Below are 11,994 nucleotides of genomic sequence, written 5' to 3'. Positions count from 1 at the left end.
GCCTCCAAGTGCATCAAGACCGCCACCCCCGCGAAGGCCACAGTGCGCAAGTCGAAACTTGGTCGCTAGGACTCACGGATCCCTGTCTTGAGTTCCCAGCGGGAGTTTGCAGCCACCACGTCCGAACGGGTGGCACGGCCGTCAAGCGATCACCAGACTTCTCCACAGCGGACGGCGGCGGTCGGCTTGACAAGCCACTCGGTGTCGATCGCACGGCAGGAGGTGGAAGGGTATCGCGCACATCTGCGGTTGAACGCCCATAGTCTGAAATATGCGGGCATCGGTGCTACCCGGACCTGATACGCGAATATGGGTGACCAAGTTTGTGGTCACCATGTTCTCGTACCAGCTTCTGACTACCGAGGTGGTGGTTCACATTGCTTCTCGACCTGTCGGTGGCCGCTACCGACCAGGGACCTGACAAAGGTGCACCCAGCAGAGTTGCAACGTAGTTGCAACGGTACGACTTTTAGTGTCGTAGGTCACAACAGAATCCACTGAAGTCCACGACCAGGAGCTTTTCGATGAGTGTGTATGCCCGCCCGGGTTCGCCCGACGCCGTCATGTCCTTCCAATCGCGTTACGACAACTGGATCGGCGGCCAGTGGGTTGCGCCCGTCAAGGGCCAGTACTTCGAGAATCCGACACCCGTCACCGGCCAGCCGTTCTGTGAGGTCGCCCGGTCTACGTCCGAGGACATCGAGCTCGCGCTCGACGCCGCTCACGCCGCGGCACCGGCTTGGGGCAAGACGTCCGTGGCCGAGCGCGCGATCATCCTGAACAAGATCGCCGACCGTATCGAGGAGAACCTCGAATCCATCGCGCTCGCCGAGTCCTGGGACAACGGCAAGCCGATCCGCGAGACCCTGAACGCGGACATTCCGTTGGCCGTGGATCACTTCCGCTACTTCGCCGGGGCCATTCGAGCGCAGGAGGGGGCGCTGTCGGAGATAGACAACGACACCGTCGCGTACCACTTCCACGAGCCGCTCGGCGTGGTCGGCCAGATCATTCCCTGGAACTTCCCCATCCTGATGGCCGTGTGGAAGCTGGCGCCGGCATTGGCCGCCGGAAACGCGGTAGTGCTCAAGCCCGCCGAGCAGACTCCGGCGTCGATCCTGCACCTGATCTCCGTCATCGGTGACCTTCTGCCTGCCGGTGTGGTGAACATCGTCAACGGCTTCGGTGTCGAAGCGGGCAAGCCGTTGGCGTCGAGCCCCCGGATCAGGAAGATCGCGTTCACGGGCGAGACCACCACGGGCCGGCTCATCATGCAGTACGCCTCGCAGAACCTGATTCCGGTCACCCTCGAGCTGGGTGGCAAGAGCCCCAACATCTTCTTCTCGGATGTGTTGTCCTCCAACGACGACTACCAGGACAAGGCACTCGAGGGATTCACTATGTTCGCCCTCAACCAGGGTGAGGTGTGCACGTGCCCGTCGCGCTCGCTGATCCAGGAAGACATCTTCGACGAGTTCCTGGCGATGGCCGCCATTCGCACCAAGGCCGTGCGTCAGGGTGACCCGCTCGATACCGACACGATGATCGGCGCGCAGGCGTCCAATGATCAGCTCGAGAAAATCCTGTCCTACATCGAGATCGGCAAGGGTGAGGGCGCCAAGGTCATCACCGGTGGCGAGCGCGCGGAGCTCGGCGGCGATCTGTCGGGCGGGTACTACGTTCAGCCGACCATCTTCACCGGCCAGAACAAGATGCGGATCTTCCAGGAGGAGATCTTCGGGCCCGTCGTGTCGGTCACCTCGTTCAAGGATTACGAGCAGGCCATCGAGATCGCCAACGACACCCTGTACGGCCTGGGAGCCGGTGTGTGGTCGCGTGACGGCGGGGTCGCCTACCGCGCGGGCCGTGACATTCAGGCCGGCCGGGTGTGGACCAACACGTACCACCAGTACCCGGCGCACGCCGCATTCGGTGGCTACAAGCAGTCCGGCATCGGCCGTGAGAACCACCTGATGATGCTCGAGCACTACCAGCAGACCAAGAACCTGCTGGTCAGCTACGCCGCGAAGGCTCAGGGCTTCTTCTGATGGACGCGGTTCGGGCGCCCGCGCGCCTGAAGGCAACCGCCGGGGCGGTGGAGCTTCTCCGCCGCCTCGGCGGTATCCACGGCGCGCTGATGATGCATCAGTCGGGTGGATGTTGTGACGGCTCCGCGCCGATGTGTTACCCGGACGGCGAGTTCATCGTGGGGGACCGGGACGTGCTGCTCGGCGTCCTGGACCTCCGTCTCGGCGTCGGCGAGACGTTGCCGACGCGCCCCGAGGGCGTCGACGCGGTTCCGGTGTGGATTTCCGGTTCGCAGTTCGAGGCGTGGAAGCATACGCAGCTCGTACTCGACGTCGTGCCGGGTCGTGGGTCGGGCTTCAGCGTCGAAAGCCCCGAAGGGATGCGGTTCCTCAGCCGGGCCCGCGCCTTCACAACCGAGGAGAACACCAGCCTCGCAGCCGAAGACGTCATCGTCGGTGAGCGGTGGGAGCAGGGCTGGCGGCCCGCCCCGTCCGCCGAGCCGCAGGTGGTCGCCGAAGCCGTGGAGGCGTGCCCCGTGCCTGCCCGCCGCGAGAGTCCCTAGCACCCGAAGCGCCGCAGGTCCTCGAAGTTCGCCACGACTCCCACCGCGGAACAGCGAGCGGGAATGGGGAAAGGCCAACCACTATGACTGTCTCGACGAACGGGCACAGGGCAAACGCCATGTGCGCGTATCCGATTACACCCTCCGCGCGGGTCTGGCTCGTTGCCGCCTTGAGTAGCAGCGTAAACCCGCCGACCGACCCGCCGTGCGCGACGATCTGATGCGCACCTGGTTACCCGACCGGGGCAACAGATACCGCAGCCCAGATGGCCGACGCGCTGCTACTTGGGCAAAATTGCACGCCTCGTTCGATCTCGTGGAGGTCCCTCATGGCCGCAGCCGCGGGGACCATGTCGCAGCGGCAACGGACCGACCGCGGGCAGTCCGTTCGACCCGGATTTCACCACCGCCGAGGCAGCGCGACACTCGATTCACAGCGCCACCCGGTGGGCACAGTTCGGCGCCGGCAGCGCCGAAGACATTCGCCACCTTCAGGTGGACCGAGACGCAGTACTTTCAGCGCCTGCAAAATAGCGTCCGGCACCCTTTCCCGGCCCTCGGCGACTCCCTCCAGCACCGTCTTCTCGCTGCGTGCGCCGCTGGGTTACAGCGAACCCCTCATCCCCGCTCTTCCGGCGACGAAAGGCCACGTCGATGACAGGAAACCACCGGCCACACGGCCGTCCCCGCACTGAACCCGGACCGCCCCCGCCCCCGCCCCCGGCCCCTGCCCCTGCCCCGGCCCCGGCCCCGGCCCCGAGCACCCTCACCGTCACCGATCTCGCCTGCGTCCTCACCGCACTCACCGGCACCCAGCCAGACCCAACAAACGCTCATCCTGGGCGGCAGGCAGCCTCACCGGCTCGAGCCTCCCGGCGCCCGACCGCAGGCAACCGCAAGCGGGCGCCTCACCACCACTGACCAGTGCTGCGGACGGCTGGGCGGCACAACGGCTGAACGGCTGCACCCGGGCATCCCTGCCGGCCGCAGGCACCCCACAAGTACTCCACTCTGTCGTGGATGAGTCCCGCCGAGGCCTCGAGTACGCGGGCCCGGAGGGTGCCTGCACAGGGCATGAAGTCTCCATCCTGTCTCATATTGAGACCCGACCGCGGTGAAGATTTTCGCCCTTGACAACGCCCATGAGTGGCACGGATGCGCCGTACACACCTTGACGGATGCCCTGTCCATGGGCGGGTTGAATGCTCAGCTCCGCAGTTCGCGGGTGTTCAGGCAACATCGGTACTGGGTAGCGACTCAACATCACGTTGGCGTTCACCGCTTCGTGTCGTCCCCACATCACCCCGGGAACAGTAGTGCTGAGCACGGTCCTGATGCCGCCCGAACGAAGTAGGCCAATCGGAGCGACTGTGTGACGGTGATTTCGGGGCGATACCGGCATAGGACCACATGTTCTGGGCAAAAGTTCGGCGGCGGGAAGTTGAGTAGGTGAATCTCGCCACCAGTTGGGTGGGTGCCTGCGCGATATCCATTCGCCCGCGGAATGGCCTCTTCCGCGCCAGCGCCGACTACCTTCCGGCCCGACCCTGGTGATGTGCGGGTCCGAATGCGTCTTTGCCACGACGGATCTCGGTGATGCTCGTGTGTCGTCGACGGCGGATCAACGCGCGCAGCGTGGCCGCGTTCCGGTACCCCACCGCGCCAGCTATCGTGTCGACGCTCTGCTGGGTGGTGCGTAGGAGGAACGTCGCCTGATCGAGTCGGATCTCCTGGACGAACTCCACCGGTGACATGCCGAGGACTGCGGCGGTGGTGCGTTGCAGCGTTCGTTCGCTGACCCCGATCACACGCGCGACACCGTTGATCGGCAACGGTTCGGCGAGATGGTCGCGGATCCATCGTTCGAACGCGGTCATCGTGGGATCTGCGGTGGCGAGCAGGGACGGCACGGCGAAGATGGCCTGAGACGGTCGGTCCCCGATCAGGAGGTACCGCGCCACCAGGTCGGCCAGCGCCGGACTGTGCTGCTGGACGATCGTCAGTGCAAGATCGATGTGGGCGAACGCTGCCCCTGCCGTCGTCACCCGATCGTCCTGGGTGAGGGTGCGGCGCTCGTCGAGGTGGACGCGTGCATAGCGGGCGCGGAACGCCGGCCCGAGCCACCAGCTCGTCGTCGCGGCCAGCCCATCGAGCACGCCCGCTTCGGCCAGGAAGAAGGTGCCGCTGCAGGCCGCGGCCAGGGCGGCGCCCCCGCTGCGCCCCTCGACCACCCAGTCGAGGGCCGGATGCCCGCGCACCACGTCGACGATCTGCGCTGGGGTCTTCACCCCGATCGCCGGCATGACGAGGATGTGGGGCGGCTCCGCGACTTCCGCCAGCGGCGTGGTCGCCAGTGTCAGTCCGTGACCGGTGTGCACCGACGACCTGACGGCGACCGGTGTCACCGTGAACGGGGGCTCGACGGCCTCCGAGTCGCCGCGCAGGGCGTCGGCCGTCGCCAGGACATCGAGCATGACGCTCAGGCCCGAATCGAACATGCCGTCCACGGCGAGAACCGCCACCCTCATGACGGAAACGGTAACAAAAGTGGCGCATCCGCCGCCCCGCTCGCCCTTCGGCGCCCCTAACGTCAGAGGTGGACGCAGCCGGAACCGACCACGAGGAGACATCATGGCAATCGACAGGGGACTACTGGCGCTGCTCGAGGCCAAGCCGGGAAAGGGCGGAGAACTGGCCGCATTTTTGGAACAGGGACGCGCACTGGCGGCGGCAGAGAACGGCACCGTCACCTGGTACGCGTTCAAGATCAGCGACACCACCTACGGCATCTTCGACACCTTTGAAAACGAGGACGGCCGACAGGCGCACCTGACCGGCCCCATCCCCGAAGCACTCGGGAAGGTCGGCCCCGAACTACTCGCCCGGGATCCCGACATTCGGCCCGTCGACGTCATCGCCGTCAAGTAGTCGCCAGGTTTCCGAACGTATGGTCAGCGAATACTGCCCGGAAACCTAGCCGAACGGGTGGGGTCCGTGGCGCACGCGCCGCGGCACACTTGGCCGACTCGGGTTCCGAAACCGATACGGAGAACTGATGCTCGACCGACTGTACGCCGCGGTCCTCGCCGTCGCCGGCCTCGGCTACGGGGGATACATCCTTCTCGACGAGCTGACCAAACCATTCGGACACACCGGGCGACGACGAACATCACCTTCGTGCCGAAGCCTCCGATCGGGTGTTCACGGCTTAACCCCGACGCGGGACGACAGTCAGGGAAACAGTCCCCGATCCTCGTGTGCCTCCGCAACCGGCCGACACCGGTGACGTGGACCGCGCGCCGCAGGGTCAGGGACTTCTCCGAAGCCAGAGCCCATACGCCGCGTGATGTTCTGTATGAACACGCAGCCCATGAGCTATCCACAACCGGAGTCGACCTGAACGCCGCTCGACGAGACGCTACCCAGTTCGGGCACCGCCTCGAAGCTGTCGCGGCTGAGGTCTTTGGTCGCTGGCTCATGGCCCTCACCGACTCTGGAATGCCGCCGCCGCTCCACCGACCCCCAGTGGTCTAAGCCCAATACCGTTCAGTTAGTGAGGCTTGGGTTATGATGAGGCGTGCCTCGGAGTGGATGGGTGAAGCCGGTATCGGATCGGCGGTTATCGGATGTGGTGTCGGTAGGGTTGTTGACCAGGGTGTTTCCCGCGTCCTTGGTCGATGAGGTGATCGCGGAATGCGGTCGTCGGGAGCAGCGAAGTCGGACGTTGACCGCTCGTGTGACGGCGTATTTCGCGATCGGGATGGCATTGAATTCGGAAGGCTCCTACGAGGAGGTCTTCGAGCAGCTCACCGACGGTTTGTCGTGGTCGTCAGGATGGTCGCAGTCCTGGTCGCCGCCGACGAAATCGGCTATCTTCCAGGCCCGTTCACGCCTGGGATACGAACCGGTGCGGGAGCTGTTCCGCCGGGTCGCCCGACCTCTCGCCGACACGGATACACCCGGATCCTGGCTCGCGGGGCGCTGGTTGGTGGCCCTCGACGGGACCTGCCTCGACCTGCCCGATACACCGGCCAACGTCGAGCATTTCGGGCGGCCGGCATCGAGCCGCGGCGAGAAGTCCGCGTTCCCGCAGGCACGGTTGGTGGCGGTCGCCGAATGCGGCACCCACGCGGTATTCGACGCCGCGATCGGACCGTGCCGCACCTCCGAGCGGGAGCTGGCACACGACCTGATGGACACCCTCGAACCCGGGATGCTGCTGCTCGCCGACCGCGGCTTCTACGGGTTCGACATGTGGACCCGAGCGGCCGCCACCGGCGCCGACCTGCTGTGGAGGGTCACATCGACCCTCACACCTCGACACCTCGAGACCCTCGACGACGGATCCTGGCTGGCACAAATCGTCCCGACCTCCGGCACGGATCGGCAGCAACGCACACCGCTCACGGTGCGCGTAATCGACTACACCCAGGGCGACGGACGGGAAAACCCCGAGCAATACCGACTGCTGACCACGATCCTCGACCCCTCCGACGCACCCGCGGAAGAACTCGCCCTCGCCTACGCCCAGCGCTGGGAAATCGAGAACACCTTCGACGAACTCAAAACCCACCAACGCGGCCCCCGCGCCGTCCTGCGGTCGAAATCCCCACCGTTGGTCCGCCAGGAAATCTGGGGGCACCTTTGCTGCCACTACGCCATCCGCACCCTGATGCGCGACGCCGCAACCGCCGGCCGTCACGACCCCGACCGGATGTCCTTCATCGCCGCCCTGCGGATCACCCGACGATCGCTGTCCCACAGTTCTTTTTCCCCCTCATAACCACACTGCAGTCATCCGACTGTGGGATCAGGGCATCGCCAAACTACTGCGCCGCGTCAACCCGGCACGCCGACTCCGAGCCAACCCCCGCGTCGTCAAACGCAAAGTCCTCAAATGGGCCGGCCAAACGCGCGCACCACCAACACCATCCGCAACCTACCCAGTCACCGTTATGCACCATCCGCGGACGCTAACTGAACGGTATTGGGTCTAAGCCTGTTCCAATGGCACCGGCCGCCAAGCCTGTTCCGATGGCACCGGCCGCCAGACGGTCGCGCACATCAGGGATGCGGTTCGTGATCTGGTGCACGACCAGGAACGTTTTCGACGACTATGACCACCTCAGCTCGATCGTTACCAACCGACTTGATCCGATGCGGGATGGAGGCATCAAAGTAGGTTGCGTCTCCGACCCCGAGGCGTTCCGTTCGGCCATCTAGGTCGAGGTCGATCGCACCCGCGTGGACAAAGACCAACTCCTGTCCCGGATGATCATGAAATTCCCCTTTGAAGTCGAATTCCGGCCGCAAAAGAAACGGGGACATGACCTTACCGACCAATCCCGCAGCAATCGCCCGGTACCCCAGACCGCTGTTCTCGGTGACGTCGCCTGCGCGGGAGACCGCAACACGGTTGTCGGCGGTTGGATCCGAGAACAGCAGACTGACGTCGACTCCAAGCGCCTGCGATATCTTGAGCGCCACCGCGATCGACGGCACGCTCCGGCCGCGCTCGATCTTCGACAAGTAACTCTTGGTGAGTCCGGTCTTCTCCGCAACGGCATCCAATGTCAGACCCCGTTGTGTACGAACTGTACGTAGAAGCGCGGTCACCCAACCACCTCGAACATCTTCTCTCCACGCGGAGACCGACAGGCCACTGTACGACGCGTCAAGATACCTGCACCTCCTACTCCGGGCCGGCAAACCATTGCTAGACGACACATTGTGTCCTATCGTACATCTAGTGTCCTCAGGTGTAGCGCCACCATCCCAATCGGCTATGAACGGAGTGATAGCGATGACGAAGACGCTGAACGAGTCGAAGTCCACACTGATGCAGCGCGCCGAGAACCAGATGAAGGAAAACTTCGGCGCGTCCGAGTGGAGCCCACGGGAGAAAATCGCCCTGACCTGCCGGGCACTGTTCGATGCCGGCCATGACTCCGGCCTCGCGGGGCAGATCACCGCACGCGCAGAAGAGCCCGGTACATACTACACCCAACGCCTAGGACTCGGATTCGACGAGATCACGGCTGGAAACCTCCTGGTCGTGGACGAAGAGCTAAATGTTCTCGAAGGAAGCGGAATGGCCAACCCGGCCAACCGTTTTCACAGTTGGATTTACCGTGCACGTCCCGATGTCAACTGCATCGTCCATACGCACCCGTTACATGTCGCTGCACTGTCGATGCTCGAAATTCCGCTCGCCGTGTCTCACATGGATATTGCTCCGCTCTACGACGACTGCGCGTTCCTTCCCGACTGGCCTGGCGTGCCGGTCGGGAACGAAGAGGGGGAGATTATCACAGCAGCACTGGGCGCCAAGAAGGCCATTCTCCTCGCTCACCACGGCCATGTCGTAGCCGGCGCGAGTATCGAGGAAGCCTGCTCCCTAGCAACGCTCATCGAACGCGGCGCCCAGCTCCAGCTACTCGCCATGAGCGCCGGCGAAATCGCGCCACTGCCGGAACGCCTTGCACGAGAAGCACACGACTGGACACTCACCCCCCGCCGCAGCCTTGCGAACTTCACCTACTACGCACGTCGCGCACTCACTCGCCACCCCGACGCCCTCGACAACTGATTCCGCCCACACCCTTCCGCCCACACCCTTCCGAGCAGACGGAGAATGATCAATGACTACGCCCCTCGTAGGCATCGTCGCCTACCCTGTCACCCCTTTTTCTGAGGACGGGAAGATCGACACCCCACGACTCCATGCCCTGGTAACCAAACTTGTCGATGACGGGGTACACGCGATCGCGCCTCTAGGCAGCACCGGCGAATCTGCCTATCTCGAAGAGCACGAATGGGACGCAGTAGTAGACACCACAGTCGCGGCGGTTGGTAAACGCCTACCCGTAGTTGTGGGCGCCTCAGATCTCACTACCGCGAACACAATCCGCCGCGCCGAATATGCGCAACGAGCTGGCGCGAACTCGGTCATGGTCCTGCCGGTGTCGTACTGGCCCCTCTCCGACCGCGAGATCAAAGCACACTACAAGGCCATCAGCGATGCGATCGACATCCCGATCATGGTGTACAACAACCCGGCGACGAGCGGTATAGACATGCGCCCGGAATTGTTGGCGGAGCTGTTCGAGACAGTCGACAACGTCACAATGATCAAAGAGTCAACGGGCGACATCACCCGCATGAATCGCATCAAAGCACTTACCGACGGTGAGCTTCCCTTCTTCAACGGCAGCAACCCACTAATTCTGAAGGCACTTCAAGCAGGGGCTGCCGGCTGGTGCACTGCAGCGCCATGTCTACGACCCCAGCCGTGCCTCGACCTGTTCACCGCTATGGACGCCGGAGAGTTCAACCGCGCCCAACAGATCTACGAGTCATTGCGCCCCCTCCTTGAGTTCATTGTCGCGGGAGGTCTCCCGACCACTGTCAAGGCAGGTCTCGATATCCTCGGGACAAAAGTTGGCGATCCCCGCGCGCCTCTGCTCCCACTAGACGAAGCCGACCGCACCACGCTTTCCGATCTCCTTGACTCCACCAGATGAGAGTCAGCGGTCACGAAATTCCCCAGGCTCAGGCATGGGACTGTAAGAACAACGGTGTAACTCTGAAGGGACTATCAGATATTCGGTGGATCTGGATCTGGCACATCGTTTAATTCTCACTCGGGGTGAGCCGGCCCTCGAACGTGATCGCGAATGCGTTCAGTGCTGGCTTCCACCTCATTGCCCATCGTGCTCTGCCCTTCCCGGTCGGGTCCAGGGCCCGGGTCGCGAGATACAGACACTTGAGAGCCGATTGGTCCGTTGGGAAGTGCCCGCGTGCCCGGATTGCCCGCCGGTACCGGGCATTGAGGCTCTCGATGGCATTCGTCGAGCAGATGACTCGCCTGATCTCGACGTCGTAGTCGAGGAAGGGAATGAATTCCGTCCAGGCGTTCTGCCAGAGCCGGATGATCGCCGGATACCGCGAGCCCCACTTGCCGGTGAACTCGTCGAACTGCTCCCGCGCCGCAGCCTCGTTTGCAGCGGTATAGATCGGTCGTAGATCTCGTGCCATCTCGTCCCAGTATCTGCGGGAGGCGTACCGAAACGTGTTGCGGAGCAGATGAATGACACATGTCTGGACAATCGTTCGATCCCACACCGCGGTGATCGCGTCCGGCAGGCCCTTCAGCCCGTCACACACCACAATGCACACATCGGCGACACCTCGATGCTTGAGCTCGGTGAGGACGGCGAGCCAGAACTTCGCGAAAGCGCACATGTTCGCGCGAACGTGTGCGAGGTGGCGCCTGAACTGTCACGGGTTCGCCAGGCGGGCGGTGTCGACGTGGTCGAAGAGGTAGGCGATGACGGCCTCGTTGGTCATGCCGTAAGCGGCGGCGACGAGTTTGGCGTCGACCGTGCCGACGAGGTCGACCAGCCGGGTGGAGCGCAGGATTCTGGGTTGGATATCGACCGCGCGCAGGGTGTGCTTGACGTAGCTGTCGGAGGCGGCCGTGCGGGTGGCCTTGGTCTGCATGGTGATCAGCACATGGGGGTTACTGCTGCTCAGGTTCCGCCGGTGCTGCAGGCAGCGGTGCAGCGCGGTCCAGGTCCACGGGTCCAACGGAGTGGGCTGCGGTCGACGCCCCAGCCTGATGCGGCGCTGGTCATGGTCGATGTCGTCGTCGGTGAGGTGCTGCAGGTCCTGGGTGGTCGCGCCGTGCAGGAGGGCGGCCAGCCCGACGAACGCCTCGTGCGGGTGCACGTCGGGGTCGGTGCTCCATCGCCGGAACAATTCGCGCTGGCGGTCGACGGGAAGCGTCGGTCCGCGGAATGCCATGGTCTGCGGCGCTTGCACCCCTGCGGTGGGGTCGATGAGCAGCAACCGTCGGCGCAGCGCGTAGCGGCAGAACTGCCGCACTCCGGTCAGATAGAAGGAGCGCCGGCGGGGATGCGCGTGCAGGAACGCTTCGACGTCGCCGACATCGACGACGGCCCAGTCGGTTTTGCCGCGGCGGGTGGTCAGAAACTCGGTGAAGTCGCGCAGGGCGGTCAAGCGCGCTTCGAGCGTGGCGTGCCCGCGGGGCTGGGTGCCGGTGCGGCGGGCGCGGTCGCGGCCGGCGACCAGGTGCTCGGCGAATCCGGCCACGGCTGGTTGCAGGGGTGCGGGGACCGCGTCGATGCGGGACTGTCGGCGGACGGCGGCGCGGCGTTCGTCCCGGTCCGGCGGCAGAGCCAGCTTGCTCGTGGTGAGGAAGTCCTCGAGGGCCCGCGCGAGGGGCACATCGGTGGCGACAGCGTCCAGTAGTACCTGCGGATGCACCGGGGCATCGTTGGTCAGGTGCTTGCCGAGTCGGGTGAGCATGGCGCACGCGCGGCTGGGGTGATGGCGGCCGATCAGGTAGGCGGCGAAGGCACACAGCCAGCCTGGCGGAGTAT

The 11,994-nt window shown here is 64.4% G+C and carries 9 protein-coding genes and 1 pseudogene; 6 read left to right on the top strand and 4 right to left on the bottom strand.

What is annotated here, in order from left to right:
- The first annotated feature begins 524 nt into the window (after positions 1-524).
- Together adh and HYG77_RS36165 are read left to right on the top strand one after the other, a co-directional pair.
- On the top strand, positions 525-2,048 hold the full coding sequence (gene adh / locus HYG77_RS36170) for an aldehyde dehydrogenase (protein WP_208964381.1): 1,524 nt from the start codon (positions 525-527) through the stop codon (positions 2,046-2,048).
- Entirely contained in the window at positions 2,048-2,590 is a 543-nt protein-coding gene (locus HYG77_RS36165; protein WP_208964380.1) for a DUF779 domain-containing protein, read from the top strand. The genes adh and HYG77_RS36165 overlap by 1 nt, the downstream gene beginning before the upstream one ends.
- A gap of 1,529 nt (positions 2,591-4,119) precedes the next feature.
- Here the strand turns inward: HYG77_RS36165 and HYG77_RS36160 are convergent.
- Positions 4,120-5,118: a helix-turn-helix domain-containing protein gene (locus HYG77_RS36160; RefSeq protein ID WP_208964379.1), complete on the bottom strand. Its 999-nt coding sequence runs from the start codon at positions 5,116-5,118 to the stop codon at positions 4,120-4,122.
- Between the two features lie 103 nt (positions 5,119-5,221).
- On the opposite strand from HYG77_RS36160, the gene HYG77_RS36155 reads away from it, so the two are divergent.
- Both HYG77_RS36155 and HYG77_RS36150 read left to right on the top strand, forming a co-directional pair.
- Entirely contained in the window at positions 5,222-5,518 is a 297-nt protein-coding gene (locus HYG77_RS36155) for an antibiotic biosynthesis monooxygenase (RefSeq protein ID WP_208964378.1), read from the top strand.
- A 649-nt stretch (positions 5,519-6,167) separates the two neighbouring features.
- Positions 6,168-7,373 carry an IS4 family transposase gene (locus HYG77_RS36150; RefSeq protein ID WP_208964377.1) on the top strand — a complete coding sequence of 402 codons (1,206 nt, stop codon included), beginning with the start codon at positions 6,168-6,170 and terminating at the stop codon, positions 7,371-7,373.
- A 281-nt stretch (positions 7,374-7,654) separates the two neighbouring features.
- On the opposite strand, the gene HYG77_RS36145 is transcribed toward HYG77_RS36150, so the two are convergent.
- Positions 7,655-8,206, bottom strand: a complete 552-nt coding sequence (locus HYG77_RS36145; protein ID WP_208964376.1) for an XRE family transcriptional regulator — start codon at positions 8,204-8,206, stop codon at positions 7,655-7,657.
- A 187-nt stretch (positions 8,207-8,393) separates the two neighbouring features.
- Here HYG77_RS36145 and HYG77_RS36140 point away from each other — a divergent pair, with 187 nt between their 5' ends.
- Both HYG77_RS36140 and HYG77_RS36135 read left to right on the top strand, forming a co-directional pair.
- Positions 8,394-9,179, top strand: a complete 786-nt coding sequence (locus tag HYG77_RS36140; protein ID WP_208964375.1) for an aldolase — start codon at positions 8,394-8,396, stop codon at positions 9,177-9,179.
- A gap of 52 nt (positions 9,180-9,231) precedes the next feature.
- On the top strand, positions 9,232-10,113 hold the full coding sequence (locus tag HYG77_RS36135) for a dihydrodipicolinate synthase family protein (RefSeq protein WP_208964374.1): 882 nt from the start codon (positions 9,232-9,234) through the stop codon (positions 10,111-10,113).
- Positions 10,114-10,222: 109 nt separating this feature from the next.
- Here the strand turns inward: HYG77_RS36135 and HYG77_RS36130 are convergent.
- Together HYG77_RS36130 and HYG77_RS36125 are read right to left on the bottom strand one after the other, a co-directional pair.
- Positions 10,223-10,822, bottom strand: a pseudogene (locus HYG77_RS36130) (IS256 family transposase); the annotation flags it as partial.
- Between the two features lie 48 nt (positions 10,823-10,870).
- Entirely contained in the window at positions 10,871-11,920 is a 1,050-nt protein-coding gene (locus tag HYG77_RS36125; protein WP_244461510.1) for an integrase, read from the bottom strand.
- Positions 11,921-11,994 lie beyond the last annotated feature (74 nt).

Source organism: Rhodococcus sp. ZPP (genome assembly GCF_017656075.1).
Taxonomy (GTDB): Bacteria; Actinomycetota; Actinomycetes; order Mycobacteriales; family Mycobacteriaceae; genus Rhodococcus_F; species Rhodococcus_F oxybenzonivorans.
Note: the sequence above shows the minus strand (reverse complement) of the source record. Positions and strands in the feature narration are given on the sequence as shown.